Genomic DNA, 14,544 nt, shown 5'->3' on the forward strand with positions numbered 1-14,544 from the left:
CATTCAGATTAACGCATGGTAACGAACTCTTCTGCCGCCGTTGGGTGAATCGCAACGGTGTTATCAAAGTCTTTCTTGGTTGCGCCCATTTTCAGCGCGACCGCGAAGCCTTGCAGCATTTCATCCATTCCAAAACCAATGCCGTGAATACCGACAATTTTCTCTTCCGGACCGACGCAAACCAGCTTCATGCGGCACGGCTGACGATGTGAGGTGACAGCGGTATACATCGCGGTAAACGATGATTTATACACTTTCACCTGGTCATCACCGTGCTGTTCACGAGCCTGCTGCTCGGTCAGGCCCACGGTGCCAATTGGCGGATGGCTGAAGACTACGGTCGGGATGTTGCTGTAATCCAGATGCTCGTCCGGCTTGTTGTTAAACAGACGCTCGGACAGGCGACGGCCCGCGGCAACGGCAACCGGCGTTAGCTCAACGGCGCCGGTATTATCGCCGACGGCATAAATACCCGGCACGCTGGTATTCTGGAATTTATCAACGACGATGTAGCCTTTTTCGTTGGTTTTCACGCCGGTAACAGCCAGGTTGAAATTATCGGTGGCTGGTTCACGACCAATTGCCCAAATCAGGCAGTCTACCGTTTCGCTACGACCATCTTCCAGTTGCAGGGTCAGGCTGCCGTCAGCGTTTTTAACGACCGCTTTCGGAATCGCGTGAGTATGCAGAGTCGGGCCTTCGGCGTTCATCACCTCAACCAGCGTGTCGACGATCATCGGGTCAAAGCTACGCAGCGGCGCGTGTTTACGCACGAACAGATGCGTTTGAGCACCCAGGCCGTTAATCACGCCCGCCAGCTCTACGGCGATGTAGCCTGCGCCAACAACGGCCACGCGTTTTGGCAGCGCGGGCAGTTCAAAGAAACCATCGGAGTCGATACCGTATTCCACACCCGGAATGCTCGGATGGCTCGGGCGACCACCGGTGGCAATCAAAATATGATCGGCAGTAATGGTTTCACCGTTTACTTCAATGGTTTTGGCATCCACAAAGCGGGCAAAGCCTTTGATCACATCGACATTATTTTTGCCCAGCACATTGTCGTACGAGGTATGAATGCGGTCGATATAAGCGGTACGCGTGGCGATCAGTTTATCCCAGTCGAACTTATTGATGGTGGTGTCGAAACCGTAATCCGGACCGTACATGTGGATCGCTTCGCGGACCTGTGCGGCATGCCACATCACTTTCTTCGGTACGCAGCCAACGTTAACGCAGGTGCCGCCCAGCTCTTTGGCTTCAATCAGTGCGCATTTCTGGCCGTACATTGCTGCACGGTTAATGGAGGCAATACCGCCGCTGCCGCCGCCAATAGCGATGTAATCATAGTGCTTGGTCATGACCGCTCCTTTATGTTCATTGTAGGGCGGAGAAGCTTTACGCCATCCGCCAAAATATTCGCGATTGTATACCTGATATTAAAAGGTTCCACCGATGGCTGCGATTACTCCGGCACGATCCAGCTTACTGAAGTATGCCCGGTTCCTGCCGGGACCAGTTTGCTGTGTAGCCACGGCAGGACGTTGTTCATCTGCTGCTCCAGCTTCCATGGCGGGTTAATCACAATCATGCCGGATGCCGTCATGCCACGCTGATCGCTGTCCGGGCGTACCGCCAGCTCAATTTGCAGAATTTTGCGGATGCCGGTGTCTTCCAGATCGTGGATCATGCGCTTGATTTGTTGGCGCAGAACCACCGGATACCACAACGCATAGGTGCCGGTCGCGAAACGTTTGTAGCCTTCGTTAATACCGGTCACTACTGCCTGGTAGTCGCTTTTGATTTCGTATGGGGGATCGATAAGGATCAACCCACGGCGGGAAACTGGCGGTAATTTTGCTTTTAGCTGCTGATAACCATCGGCTTTGGCCACGCGAGCGCGCTCATCCTTCTGGAATTCGCCGCGCAGCAGAGGGAAGTCGCTCGGGTGCAGTTCAGTTAATTGCAGGCTGTCCTGTTCGCGCAGCAGCTGGCGAGCAATTAACGGAGAGCCCGGGTAGTAGCGCAACTGACCGCTACGGTTGAAGTGTTGCACCACGCCAATGTAGGGTTCCAGTTCGGCAGGCAAATCGTCCTGCTGCCAGATGCGGGCGATCCCTTCCAGATATTCACCGGTACGTTCGGCATGCTCACTGCTCAGCTGATAACGGCCAGCGCCAGCATGGGTGTCCAGATAGAGAAACGGTTTTTCTTTCTCTTTGAGCGACTCGATGATCAGACTCTGAACGGTATGTTTAAGGACGTCGGCGTGGTTGCCTGCGTGATAACTGTGGCGATAACTGAGCATGGGTAATGAAATTCCGCTGAAATGACGATTTGCCACAGTTTACAGCAGATCGGCACAGATTACCCGTAGGCCCGGTAAGCGCAGCGCTACCGGGCGTCTTTCCGTCACGGTTAGCATTGAAATCCTCTACACTTAACCCCATTGTACAAATTAATATGCACAGCGCCGGATACGCGCTTCATTCACTCTTTTCAACAGGACCGCGCTAATGACCAATCCATTGTTGACTCCCTTCGAACTGCCGCCGTTTTCTAAAATTCAGCCTGAGCACGTTGTGCCTGCCGTTACTAAGGCGCTGAATGATTGCCGCGAAAACGTTGAGCGCGTGGTTGCGCAGGGCGCGCCGTACACCTGGGAAAACCTCTGCCAGCCGTTGGCGGAAGTTGACGATGTGCTGGGGCGTATTTTCTCTCCGGTTAGCCATCTGAACTCGGTGAAAAACAGCCCGGAACTGCGTGAAGCCTACGAACAAACGCTGCCGCTGCTGTCTGAATACAGCACCTGGGTTGGACAACATGAAGGCCTGTACAAAGCGTACCGCGATCTGCGTGATGGCGATCATTACGCCACTCTGAGCACTGCACAGAAAAAAGCGGTTGATAACGCGCTGCGCGATTTTGAGCTTTCTGGTATTGGTCTGCCGAAAGAAAAACAGCAGCGCTATGGTGAGATCGCTACCCGCCTGTCTGAGCTCGGCAACCTGTACAGCAATAACGTCCTCGATGCTACGATGGGCTGGACTAAGCTGGTGACCGACGAAACGGAACTTGCCGGGATGCCGGAAAGCGCGCTGGCCGCCGCAAAAGCCCAGGCTGAAGCCAAAGAACAGGAAGGCTATCTGTTAACCCTGGACATCCCAAGCTACCTGCCGGTGATGACCTACTGTGATAACCAGGGACTGCGTGAAGAGATGTATCGTGCTTACTCCACGCGCGCGTCTGACCAGGGGCCAAACGCGGGCAAATGGGACAACAGCCCGATAATGGAAGAGATCCTCGCGCTGCGTCATGAGCTGGCACAGCTGCTGGGCTTTGAAAGCTACGCCTTTAAATCCCTGGCTACCAAAATGGCGGAGAACCCGCAGCAGGTACTCGACTTCCTGACCGACCTGGCGAAACGAGCCCGTCCGCAGGGGGAGAAAGAGCTGGCTCAGCTGCGTGCCTTCGCGAAAGCGGAATTTGGTGTTGATGACTTGCAGCCGTGGGATATCGCTTACTACAGCGAGAAACAAAAACAGCACCTCTACAGCATCAGCGATGAGCAACTGCGTCCATACTTCCCGGAAAATAAAGCCGTTAACGGCCTGTTTGAAGTGGTTAAACGTATTTATGGCATCACCGCTAAAGAGCGCACCGATGTTGACGTCTGGCATCCGGAGGTTCGCTTCTTCGAGCTGTACGACGAAAATAACGAGCTGCGCGGCAGCTTCTATCTTGACCTGTATGCCCGTGAACATAAACGCGGCGGGGCGTGGATGGACGACTGCGTCGGCCAGATGCGTAAAGCCGACGGCACATTGCAAAAGCCGGTCGCCTACCTGACCTGTAACTTTAACCGCCCGGTGAACGGTAAACCTGCGCTGTTTACCCACGATGAAGTGATCACCCTGTTCCACGAATTTGGCCATGGTCTGCACCATATGCTGACCCGTGTCGAAACCGCGGGCGTTTCCGGTATCAACGGTGTGCCATGGGATGCGGTCGAACTGCCGAGCCAGTTTATGGAAAACTGGTGTTGGGAGCCGGAAGCGTTGGCGTTTATCTCTGGTCACTTTGAGACTGGTGAACCGCTGCCGAAGGAACTGCTGGATAAAATGCTGGCGGCGAAAAACTACCAGGCGGCGCTGTTTATTCTGCGTCAACTGGAGTTCGGTCTGTTTGATTTCCGTCTGCACGCGGAATTTAACCCGCAGCAAGGGGCTAAAATCCTCGAGACGCTGGCGGAAATTAAAAAACAGGTCGCCGTAGTGCCGGGGCCGACCTGGGGCCGCTTCCCGCATGCCTTCAGCCACATTTTTGCTGGTGGCTACGCGGCGGGTTACTACAGCTATCTGTGGGCCGACGTACTGGCGGCGGATGCCTTCTCTCGCTTTGAAGATGAAGGGATTTTCAACCGTCAAACCGGACAATCGTTCCTCGATAACATCCTCACCCGTGGCGGTTCTGAAGAGCCGATGGAACTGTTTAAGCGCTTCCGTGGCCGCGAGCCACAGCTGGATGCAATGCTGGAGCATTACGGGATCAAAGGCTGATTTACCCGTCATACTTCAAGCTGCCTCTTCGGCAACTGCGCTCACTCACCCTGGTCACGTACTATTTGTACGTTCCCAGGGATTCCTTCACTTGTTGTCTTGATGCAACTCGAATTATTTAGGGTAAAGCGGAATTGAAAATCTGCTTAATTGATGAAACAGGCGCCGGAGACGGCGCCTTATCTGTTCTTGCCGCCCGCTGGGGACTGGAACACGATGAAGATAACCTGATGGCGCTGGTGATGACACCGGAACATCTGGAACTGCGCAAACGTGATGAACCCAAACTCGGCGGTATCTTTGTTGATTTCGTGGGCGGAGCGATGGCCCATCGGCGTAAGTTTGGCGGTGGTCGCGGTGAAGCGGTGGCGAAGGCTGTCGGCATTAAAGGCGATTACCTGCCGGATGTGGTCGATGCAACCGCAGGGCTGGGGCGCGATGCGTTTGTACTGGCCTCGGTGGGCTGTCGCGTACGAATGCTGGAACGTAATCCGGTAGTGGCGGCGTTGCTCGATGATGGTCTGGCGCGCGGCTACGCCGACCCGGAAATCGGTCCGTGGCTGCAGGAACGTTTACAGCTGATCCACGCGTCGAGTCTGACGGCGTTAACCGATATCACGCCGCGCCCGCAGGTGGTGTACCTCGACCCGATGTTCCCGCATAAGCAGAAAAGCGCGCTGGTAAAAAAAGAGATGCGTGTGTTTCAGTCGCTGGTGGGGCCGGACCTGGATGCAGATGGCCTGCTGGAGCCTGCGCGTCAGTTAGCCACCAAACGTGTGGTGGTGAAGCGCCCGGACTACGCGCCGCCGCTGGCGGATGTCGCCACGCCGAACGCGGTAGTCACGAAAGGGCATCGGTTTGATATCTACGCCGGGACGGCATAGTTTGTAGAACTGTGCGCTGAACTGCCTGATGCGCTGCGCTTATCAGGCCTACGGCTGTGCGTGATTTGTAGGCCGGATAAGGCGTTAGCCGCATCCGGCATGGTGCGCTGAACAGCCTGATGCGCTGCGCTTATCAGGCCTACGACAGCGTGTCTTTGTAGGCCGGATAAGGTGTTAGCCGCATCCGGCATGGTGCGCTGAATCGCCTGATGCGCTGTGCTTATCAGGCCTACGGCTGTGCGTGGTTTGTAGGCCGGATAAGGCGTTAGCCGCATCCGGCATGGTGCGCTGAACAGCCTGATGCGCTGTGCTTATCAGGCCTACGACAGCGTGTGGTTTGTAGGCCGGATAAGGTGTTAGCCGCATCCGGCATTACCCATTAAACAAACGGTGCCAGCGGGTCGGCAATTTCAAATGCTACTGCACGGTCTGCTTTCGGCGGATAAATCAGCTCGCTGACAATCGACACCTTCAGCTTCTTCGCTTCTGCGCGCGTCAGTTTCACCTGCTGGTCCCATCCTTCGCTATACACCGCACCCCAGGCACCGAGATCCAGACAAGTGACGTAGTTTTCCTGACGATATGGCAGTGGTGATACGTTTAACAGGTCCGCCGCGGCGTTATTACCGGCAAATTTACCCAACAAAATAGCGTGCTGACAGGTCATCAGCGCATGGTTGCCTTTGTCGTCGGTGGCGGCATAGGCCACATCGCCAGTGGCGTAGATATCATCGTGACCCACAACCTGCAGATTGGCATTCACATGCAGACGTCCCTGGCGATCGCGCGGAGCGTTAATCTGTGCTGTCAGGCCATTGGCCTGCACGCCGACGGTCCAGATAACCGTCTGAGAGGCAATCACCTGCCCATCTTTCAGCGTGACGCCGGAGGCATCCACGCTTTCTACTTCCGCATTGACCAGCCACTCGACGCCCAGTTCAGCAGAGGCTTCGATAATCACGTCACGTAATTCCTGGCTCCAGCGTCCGCCTGGCTGAGCACCGCGTTCAACTACGACAACTCTGGTCTTAGCATCAGCGCCCAATATTTCGCGCAAACGACCCGGCAATTCCAGCGCCATTTCAATCCCGGTAAAGCCGCCGCCGCAGACCACCACGGTATTGCGAGCCTCACTTTCCGGTTGTAATGCCAGATCTTTAATGTGCTGCTCCAGTACGGCGGCGCTTTCGAGTTGGTCGAGGTCAAACGCGTGCTCGGCGGCACCGGCGACGGCGTCGCGGTTTACATGACTTCCGCTGGCGAGCACCAGGCGATCGTAGCGGCGCAGATGAATGTCACCGTTGGCATCTTTCCAGCTCACCTCTTTAGAGTCCGGGAGGATTTGCTCGACGTGACCTTGCAGGAAGTTGACGCCGGTAACGTCAAACAGCGGTTGCAGCGGTGCGACCAGCGTATGAACGGCGCTTTCATAAAAACGTGGGCGGACACGCAGCTCTGGCTGTGGGGCAATTACTGTAATATCAATGGCCTGCTGATGTTTATCCGCCAGTCGCGCGGCGCTTAATGCTGCCCACATACCGGCAAAGCCGGCGCCCACGATCAGAATTTGTTTACGCATTGGGTTTTTCTCACTGGTGACTACGAATTATTTACTCGGATTTTATTTGTCGTAGTTAAGAATTGCAATGCGATCGAGATCCTTTTTGCTTTAAAGGGTGAGTATTTTTGAATATCTATTTGATAAATATATATTTAAATTTTTATTTTGCAGGCGGGTTATTTTGCTGTCTGGAATGAATGAGATGAAAAAGCTACAATAAACTCAGATTAATTTTGGCTGAGATAAGAGAATGGCATTCTACAGTTCTGGGGTTGAGTACGGCATTCATAGCCTGATGTGTATGGTCGACAGTAAGGGCGACGCGCGGGATATGAGCGTGCGGGAAATTGCCGAGCTGCAAAGCGTGCCATATGACTATCTGGCGAAAATTTTTACTCGTTTGTCGAAAGCGGGTCTGGTGCGCAGCATTGAAGGCAAGGGCGGCGGTTTCCAGTTAGCTAAACCCGCTGAACACATCACGGTGCTGGATGTGGTGAATGCTATTGATGGCGATAAGCGCATCTTTGAATGTCGTGAAATTCGCCAGCGGCTGGCGGTATTTGAGGAGCATCCACCGGAGTGGGCCTGTGAAGGTATTTGTGGTGTGCGTTCGGTAATGGACATGGCCCAACAGCGAATGGAAGAAGCGCTCGGCCAGCATACGATTCTGGACTTGGCGCGCAAAATGTACCGTAAAGCACCGGACACCTTTGTGGTGGAAGTGCAGGAGTGGATAGACGCGCGCAAAGGGTAGCGATTGAAAAGGCCCGATGGCGCAAAGCGATCGGGCTTGTTGAATGTAGGCCGGATAAGGCGTAAGCCGCATCCGGCACTGAGTATTACTGTTCGGTACTCGGCGTATTAATCATGCGGTTCAGCCATGGCACCATAATCGCCATCACGACCGTTACAGCCAGGGTGACCAGACCAATCTTACTGAAGACGTTGGTGTAGATAGGCAGCGTTTGTAGCGGGTCGGTGATGTTCTCTGGTACGGCGGTGAACGTGGCGACATAACCCCCCATCAGGAAGGCGGCAGCCTGCGTCAGGAACCACATACCGAGAATGAAGCCCATCAGGTGTTGTGGCACGAGAGCGGCGACCATCGCCAGTCCCAGGGCGCTAATCAACAGTTCACCCAGGCTCTGGAACAGATACACCAGCACGATAAACCATGGCGACGTCAGCCCTTGCGCATCGGCAAACCACATCCCGGCAGCGGCGGCCGTCAGGAAGCCCAATGAGCACAGGAACATACCGAGCGTAAATTTCATCGGCATGGTCAGGTCTTTGCCTTTGTTGCCCAGACGGGTATAGATTGCGGCCAGTACCGGACTCGCCAGTACCACCCAGAACGGGTTCAGCGCCTGGAAGCTCACCGGGTTAATGGCGAAACCAAGAATTTCATGGTGTACGTTATTGATCGCAAAGAAGTTCAGCGATGTCGGCATCTGCGCGTACAGCACGTAGAACACCACCGCTTCCAACATCAGGATAAAGGCCACGAACATCTTGTTGCGCCCGGTTTTATCCAGTTTGAATGCCTGACGGAAGAAGATGATGGTGACGGCAATCGACAGGACGATCAGCACCAGGTTAGCAACCTGCACGTTGTGCATCAGCCAGGCGCAGATAAATACCATCACTACCGTACCGGCCAGCACGCACAACAGGTTACGGAAATTCAGCGGTTTATGGTCAGGTTCAGAACCGATGTCCTTCACCATTCCACGGCAGGCAAAATAGACCAGCAGCGCGACGATAAGCCCGGCCCCGCACAGGTTGTAGGTCACAGCGTAGCCAAACTTATCGGCAATCACCGGTGCCAGCGACAGCGACAGCAGCGAACCGATATTAATCGACATATAAAACAGGGTGAAAGCCCCGTCCAGACGGGCATCTTTTGGTGGATAGCATTTGGACAGCAGGCTTGCCGGGTTGGCTTTAAACAGCCCGTTACCGACGGCAATGGTACCCAAAGCAATAAAGATCAGATCCGGCTTGAGCAGCGACATCCCGGTCATGAAATAGCCGATTGCCAGCACAATGGCACCGAGTACCAGCGTGCGCTTGGTGCCTAACAGGTGGTCGCCGACGTAGCCGCCGATCGAGATCAGACCGTAAACCAGTGCGGCAAAGGCACCAAAGGTGACAAATGCCTGTTCTTGTGAAAATCCGAGCTGCTTAACAAAAAATACCGCCAGGATGCCCTGAACGCCGTAATAGCCAAATCGTTCCCATAATTCCACAAAGAAGATCATGAAGAACGGACGAGGTTGCTGCAGCAAGCCCGTAGGTGCAGTTTTATTCATATTCCATCGCCTTTCAAAGCCATCCCGAAAAGTATGAACGCGTATACTTAAACGCGCCGAAAAAGTCTTATTTTGTTATAGACTGCGGTTATTGGCCGCGGGTGTAGAGTATTATAGAGATAGTTTTCGATCCAATTAGTTGATCACACTAATTATGATTTATTTGTTGGATTGATGTACTAATTGTGTCCGGATGATAAAAACAAAAACGCCCGCAAAAGCGGGCGTTTACAGGCTTAATTGCTTACAGCGTGCCGGGCTATCTTCCGGCGGCAAGCATTTTATGCTTCTTCGTCGTCACGCAGCGGAACAATCAACATGTCGACGTGGACGGTGTTGATCAGTTGGCGCGCGGAGGACATCAGTTTGCTCCAGAAATCCTGGTGGTGACCACATACGACCAGGTCCATGTCGTATTTTTTGATGGCATCAACCAGAACCTGGCCCAGGTCGCCGCTACCGCTCAGGGTTTCGGTGATAGGGTAGCCTGCATTGGTGGACAGCTCGGTTAACGCGTGGTGGGTTTCTTCAGAAATGCGCTTCTGCATGTCGCCCAGATTCACATCGATGAGCCCGGTGTACAGGTCGGAATAGTTTACGTCAACGTGGATAAGGGAGACTTTAGCATTGTAAGGTCGCGCCATAGAAACCGCTTTTTCAACCAGAACTTTGCTTTCCGGAGAAAGATCAACCGCGATAAGAATGTGTTTATAAGCCATAGTGTTACTCCTTCCATAAGTTGTCGATGACTAGCCTGCTGGCGTTTATCTGCCGCCGCGTCATCCGCATCCTGCGAACCTTGTGCGCGGGGCTAGCCCAGTCGTAAAAACGTACCATATAAGGACTATCCTTACATTATAGCGACCAGGATAATCCGTCAATCCGCCTTGCTTGCCAAGCAGTTAAACAAAATTTTTAGTTAATTGCATTGATAGCGATTAACCTTATGGCAAAAAAATTAACTAATCTCCTACACTATCTAAAGAGGCGTTCGGATGCGTGATACTAACACGAACGGTTTCGGCTGCACTCTTCATTGAATGGTTTGGCAGGGTATCGGGGAGCGGTAGTCCCGGAAAGGAGTTCCGTGGGCGGGTCGCCGGGGAGGAGGTATGATAAGCACCATTGCATTATTCTGGGCTTTATGTGTCGTTTGCATTGTTAATATGGCGCGCTATTTTTCTTCGCTACGCGCACTGTTAGTGGTACTTCGTGGTTGCGATCCATTACTTTACCAGTATGTAGATGGAGGGGGCTTTTTTACCTCACATGGGCAACCGAACAAGCAGATGCGTCTGGTGTGGTATATCTACGCTCAGCGTTACCGCGATCATCATGATGATGAATTTATTCGCCGCTGTGAGCGGGTTCGCGGTCAGTTCATCCTTACCAGCGCGCTATGCGGCTTGGTGCTAATCAGCATGGTTGCGCTGATTATTTGGCACTGATTCCAACAACAGATACAAAAAAAGCGGGCCAGCTTCCTGACCCGCTTTTTTACCGTGCATTCGCTTAGATAAGCTTCAGGGAAAGCCAGTACAGCACCCCGGAAAGAATAATCGCAGCCGGCAGGGTGAAGACCCAGGCCATCAGAATGCTGGTTACCGTTTTACGCTGCAATCCGCCGCCATCAACAACCATCGTCCCCGCAACGGAAGAAGAGAGAACGTGGGTGGTGGAAACGGGCATACCGGTGTAACTGGCGAGACCGATAGAGACTGCGGCGGTCATCTGTGCCGACATCCCCTGGGCATAGGTCATGCCTTTCTTACCGATTTTCTCACCAATGGTGGTGGCTACGCGACGCCAGCCAATCATCGTACCAATACCCAGCGCCAGTGCGACGGCCATAATGATCCAGATAGGCGCGTACTCAATGGTGCTCAGCATGTCAGCTTTCAGTTTTTTCAGCAGACGCTGATCGTCAGCGCTTACGCCAGGCAGCTTAACCACTTTATCGGTGGTATCAGAGATGCACAGCATAATACGGCGCAGCTGACCACGCTGTTCGACGCTTAACTTGTCGTAGGTTTCCAGGTTCGCCAGCATACCTTTCGCACGTTCCAGCGCGTTGATGGTATTCGCCGGGTGGCAATGGAACTCTGTCGTCGTCGCGGGTGCCGCATCCGTCGGGGACGGAATCAGCTGGTCTACGCCAGTGGCCTGTTTAAGCAGGTCAGGACGCTGCTGGAAGAAGACTTCGACGTTATTGATTGCATCACGGGTACGGGTAATCTCGTAACCGGAAGCATTCATATTCACCACGAAGCCTGCAGGCGCTACGCCAATAAGCACCAGCATCACCAGACCAATGCCTTTCTGCCCGTCGTTAGCGCCATGAGAGAACGCTACGCCGATAGCGGAGAGGATAAGTGCAATACGGGTCCAGAACGGCGGCTTTTTCTTGCCATCTTTCTTTTCACGTTCTGCTGGCGTCAGGTGGATACGGGCACGTTTTTTTGTACCGCTCCAGTAACGACGCAGAATGAAAATAAGACCGCCTGCAACCACCAGACCAACAATTGGCGAGATGATAAGCGAAGCAAAAATACCGATAACTTTCGGAATGTTAAGTGCGTCCACCACCGAGGTGCCGGTCATCAGTGCATTGGTTAAACCAATACCGATAATGGCGCCAATCAGCGTGTGGGAGCTGGATGCAGGTAAACCAAAGTACCAGGTACCCAGGTTCCAGATTATTGCCGCCAGCAGCATGGAGAACACCATGGCAAGGCCATGTGACGATCCCATATTAAGCAGCAGATCCGTTGGTAGCATATGCACGATGGCATACGCCACGCTGAGACCACCCAGCAAAACACCAAAGAAGTTGAACAACGCAGCCATGACCACCGCCAATTGCGAACGCATTGCACGGGTATAGATCACGGTTGCGACAGCATTGGCTGTGTCATGGAAGCCGTTAATTGCTTCGTAGAACAGCACAAAAGCCAGAGCAAGCAATAGTAAAAGCCCGGTATGTAAATCCAGGCCAGCAAACAAATGTAGCATAGGACGTTACGCCATTTTGAGGACATGAACGCGGCGCATTATCAGTGACTTTGGCGGCGCGGGCAAAGTGAAATATAGAGTTTTTTTGATTTGTCTCCTGCTTTGTTTTACACCACTAAAGAATTATCCTATATATTTCAGTTAAATACCCTTTATCGGTAGTTTGGTGCTGGTGCGACCACTGAGGAATCTTTACAATTCACACCCGCTTTTTAGAGAGGATCGCAACGTGGAAAGGTTTGATACCGTTATTATAGGCGCTGGCGCAGCGGGTATGTTTTGTGCCGCGCAGGCAGGACAAGCAGGTAGTCGAGTACTGCTGATTGATAATGGTAAAAAGCCAGGACGCAAGATTCTCATGTCTGGCGGGGGACGCTGCAACTTTACCAATCTTTATGTCGAACCGGCCGCCTATTTGAGCCAAAACCCCCATTTTTGCAAATCGGCGCTGGCGCGTTACACGCAGTGGGATTTTATCGACCTGGTGGGCAAACACGGTATTGCCTGGCATGAAAAAACGCTAGGTCAGCTGTTCTGCGATGATTCCGCACAGCAAATTGTCGATATGCTGGTAGACGAGTGTGAAAAAGGTAACGTAACTATGCGGTTACGTAGCGAAGTCCTGAGCGTGGCGCGGGATGATGAAGGTTTCACCCTCGAATTGAACGGCATGACGGTCGGCACGAAAAAACTGGTTATCGCTTCCGGTGGGCTTTCCATGCCGGGTCTGGGGGCAACGCCGTTTGGTTATAAAATTGCCGAACAGTTCGGACTGAAGGTGTTGCCAACGCGCGCGGGACTGGTGCCCTTTACGTTGCATAAGCCACTGCTGGAGCAGCTTCAGGTGCTCTCTGGCGTGTCGGTCTCTTCCGTTATCACCGCCGAGGATGGCACCGTGTTTCGTGAAAATCTGCTCTTTACACACCGAGGACTTTCGGGCCCGGCTGTTTTGCAGATTTCCAGTTTTTGGCAGCCAGGCGAATTTGTCAGCATTAATTTGTTGCCGGATGTTGACCTCGCGAGCTTCCTCGACGAACAACGTAGCGCACACCCTAACCAGAGCTTAAAGAACACGTTAGCAATGCAGTTGCCAAAGCGTCTGGTGGAATGCTTGCAGCAGTTAGGGCAAATTCCTGACGTGTCTCTGAAGCAGCTTAACGTGCGCGATCAACAGGCGCTGATTGAAACGCTGACCGAGTGGCGGGTGCAGCCGAACGGTACGGAAGGGTATCGTACCGCTGAAGTCACGCTGGGCGGTGTTGATACCAATGAGCTGTCATCGCGCACGATGGAAGCCCGCAAAGTGCCAGGGCTCTACTTTATCGGCGAAGTGATGGACGTCACCGGCTGGTTGGGAGGCTATAACTTCCAGTGGGCATGGTCGAGTGCCTGGGCATGCGCACAGGATTTGGTATCTGGTGAGTGAATTTGTTTACCTCTGTTACAAGGAACTGACTCAGGCATGCGTTTCTTAACTCCGGGAATGATAAGATAAATCAGTTAAAAATCGTACACAGAAGGGAACGGGATGCACATGGTTATTCCTGAGGTAAAACAGGAGCGGCTCTATCAAAAGATAGCCAATCTCATCATTAAGCTCATCAACGATAGTATTTTTCCGCCGGGAAGCTTCTTGCCCCCTGAACGTGAACTGGCGAAGCAACTTGGCGTGAGTCGGGCATCGCTCAGAGAAGCGTTGATTGTGCTTGAGATCTCAGGGTGGATCACCATCCAGTCCGGTAATGGCGTGATTGTTACTGATAAAAAGCATTCTGCCAGTGATTATACGGTTGAAGAAATACTCTATTCGCGAGAGTTGGTCGACAGCCATTGTGCGCGTCTTGCTGCAGAAGCAGGCAAAGATGAGCTAATTAGCCAGCTTGAAGCGCTGCACCTCAGCATGGAAAAAGCCATTAGTGAAAACAATGTCCATGGTTTTTACTCTCTCGATAAGCAATTCCATTTAACGGTATCTGAAGCCAGTCAGAACCGCGTCTTGCTCGATATGTCGCGTATGTTGTGGGAGCAACGCGTTAACATCCCGTATGCCGGACTGGACAAACGCTCCGGCAACCGGGATGTGTTAACCAGTATGAATCAGCAACATAAAGCAATTGTGGATGCGATTCGCCAGGCGGATGCTGACGGTGCTTATCAAAAATCGCTGGAACATCTGGCTTACGTCAGGCAGATCGTGGGTCTTTGAAACACAAGCG

General features: G+C 53.1%; 12 protein-coding genes. 6 read left to right on the forward strand and 6 right to left on the reverse strand.

What is annotated here, in order from left to right:
- Positions 1–8: 8 nt before the first annotated feature.
- Both gorA and OGY83_RS14165 read right to left on the reverse strand, forming a co-directional pair.
- The gene (gene gorA / locus OGY83_RS14160) at positions 9–1,361 is read right to left on the reverse strand and encodes a glutathione-disulfide reductase (protein ID WP_079938180.1); all 1,353 of its coding nucleotides are present in this window, start codon (positions 1,359–1,361) and stop codon (positions 9–11) included.
- A 104-nt stretch (positions 1,362–1,465) separates the two neighbouring features.
- Positions 1,466–2,308, reverse strand: a complete 843-nt coding sequence (locus OGY83_RS14165; RefSeq protein WP_003023347.1) for a 23S rRNA (adenine(2030)-N(6))-methyltransferase RlmJ — start codon at positions 2,306–2,308, stop codon at positions 1,466–1,468.
- A gap of 208 nt (positions 2,309–2,516) precedes the next feature.
- Between OGY83_RS14165 and prlC the strand changes: the two genes are divergently transcribed.
- Entirely contained in the window at positions 2,517–4,559 is a 2,043-nt protein-coding gene (gene prlC / locus OGY83_RS14170; RefSeq protein ID WP_286636127.1) for an oligopeptidase A, read from the forward strand.
- Between the two features lie 134 nt (positions 4,560–4,693).
- Positions 4,694–5,443 carry a 16S rRNA (guanine(1516)-N(2))-methyltransferase RsmJ gene (rsmJ, locus tag OGY83_RS14175; RefSeq protein WP_079938177.1) on the forward strand — a complete coding sequence of 250 codons (750 nt, stop codon included), beginning with the start codon at positions 4,694–4,696 and terminating at the stop codon, positions 5,441–5,443.
- 379 nt (positions 5,444–5,822) lie between these two features.
- On the opposite strand, the gene OGY83_RS14180 is transcribed toward rsmJ, so the two are convergent.
- Positions 5,823–7,022, reverse strand: coding sequence for an NAD(P)/FAD-dependent oxidoreductase (locus tag OGY83_RS14180; protein WP_286636128.1), 1,200 nt, complete (start codon positions 7,020–7,022; stop codon positions 5,823–5,825).
- A 232-nt stretch (positions 7,023–7,254) separates the two neighbouring features.
- Between OGY83_RS14180 and OGY83_RS14185 the strand changes: the two genes are divergently transcribed.
- Positions 7,255–7,758, forward strand: coding sequence for an RrF2 family transcriptional regulator (locus OGY83_RS14185; RefSeq protein WP_003023361.1), 504 nt, complete (start codon positions 7,255–7,257; stop codon positions 7,756–7,758).
- 85 nt (positions 7,759–7,843) lie between these two features.
- Here the strand turns inward: OGY83_RS14185 and dtpB are convergent, their stop codons facing one another.
- Positions 7,844–9,316 carry a dipeptide/tripeptide permease DtpB gene (dtpB, locus tag OGY83_RS14190; protein ID WP_079938175.1) on the reverse strand — a complete coding sequence of 491 codons (1,473 nt, stop codon included), beginning with the start codon at positions 9,314–9,316 and terminating at the stop codon, positions 7,844–7,846.
- Between the two features lie 281 nt (positions 9,317–9,597).
- Positions 9,598–10,035, reverse strand: coding sequence for a universal stress protein UspA (gene uspA / locus OGY83_RS14195; protein ID WP_003023368.1), 438 nt, complete (start codon positions 10,033–10,035; stop codon positions 9,598–9,600).
- A gap of 393 nt (positions 10,036–10,428) precedes the next feature.
- Between uspA and uspB the strand changes: the two genes are divergently transcribed.
- A complete protein-coding gene (gene uspB, locus OGY83_RS14200; RefSeq protein ID WP_003023371.1) occupies positions 10,429–10,764 on the forward strand; it encodes a universal stress protein UspB in 336 nt (111 codons plus the stop codon).
- A gap of 64 nt (positions 10,765–10,828) precedes the next feature.
- Here the strand turns inward: uspB and pitA are convergent, their stop codons facing one another.
- Positions 10,829–12,328, reverse strand: a complete 1,500-nt coding sequence (gene pitA, locus OGY83_RS14205) for an inorganic phosphate transporter PitA (protein ID WP_003827471.1) — start codon at positions 12,326–12,328, stop codon at positions 10,829–10,831.
- Positions 12,329–12,557: 229 nt separating this feature from the next.
- Between pitA and OGY83_RS14210 the strand changes: the two genes are divergently transcribed.
- Both OGY83_RS14210 and OGY83_RS14215 read left to right on the forward strand, forming a co-directional pair.
- Positions 12,558–13,754, forward strand: coding sequence for a BaiN/RdsA family NAD(P)/FAD-dependent oxidoreductase (locus OGY83_RS14210; protein ID WP_286636129.1), 1,197 nt, complete (start codon positions 12,558–12,560; stop codon positions 13,752–13,754).
- 102 nt (positions 13,755–13,856) lie between these two features.
- Positions 13,857–14,534: a FadR/GntR family transcriptional regulator gene (locus tag OGY83_RS14215; RefSeq protein ID WP_370614973.1), complete on the forward strand. Its 678-nt coding sequence runs from the start codon at positions 13,857–13,859 to the stop codon at positions 14,532–14,534.
- Positions 14,535–14,544: the final 10 nt, after the last annotated feature.

Source organism: Citrobacter sp. Cpo090, assembly GCF_030332665.1.
GTDB classification, from domain to species: domain Bacteria; phylum Pseudomonadota; class Gammaproteobacteria; order Enterobacterales; family Enterobacteriaceae; genus Citrobacter; species Citrobacter portucalensis.